The 582-nt window shown below is 62.9% G+C and carries 1 protein-coding gene; it reads left to right on the top strand.

The window, feature by feature from the left end; translation table 11 throughout:
- Positions 1–320, top strand: a 320-nt coding sequence (locus KUV62_RS22635; protein WP_222606021.1) for a C-terminal helicase domain-containing protein, incomplete at its 5' end; no start/stop codon positions are given.
- Positions 321–582 lie beyond the last annotated feature (262 nt).

Here is a 582-nt window from a genome sequence, read left to right as displayed (position 1 = left end):
CAGAAGCCGCCAGGATCCTTGACTGGCTAGACGAGATGAACGAGTTCGAGCTCTCGGCACTGGCGACGGTACACAAAAGCCAAGGGCGCACGGTAGACACCCTCTACGTCGACACGGCAACGGTCCTGAAACGCCCCTCTTGGCTCTCTCCGCGTGATCACAAGCGGCTCCTGTACACCGCGCTCACCCGAGCCCGGAAGAAGGTCGTCTTCTACTCGCTGACGGGATACGCTCAGCCAGCAGGACCAGCCAAGGTCATCTCCTTCCGACCGGCACCTGCGAACCCTGCAGGCGGACAGCCTCAGCCCATCGCTGCCTAATCGACTTCACCACCATCTGAACCTTTCCCCGTCCGGGCATCCTCTGGGGTGTTCGGGCGGGGGCTCCCATCCTATTTTTTGCCGCCCCATCGGAGCCCGGCCAGATCACCACGCAGAAAGGCGCGCTGAGCGGCAACCCTTGAGAGAGGTGGACGGAGCCAGTCGGCACGAAAGGCCCCCATAACTGCCCCACTTCGGGGCCCTGTGAGCGTAAGCCGAAGAACCTGATCGGAAGGCAGGGGTTCCTACCACCCCAGCCAGT

Origin of the sequence: Salipiger bermudensis (genome assembly GCF_019801965.1) — a bacterium.
Taxonomy (GTDB): domain Bacteria; phylum Pseudomonadota; class Alphaproteobacteria; order Rhodobacterales; family Rhodobacteraceae; genus Salipiger; species Salipiger bermudensis_A.
The sequence above is the reverse complement of the archived record's forward strand: the minus strand, read 5'-3'. Positions and strand labels throughout refer to the sequence as shown.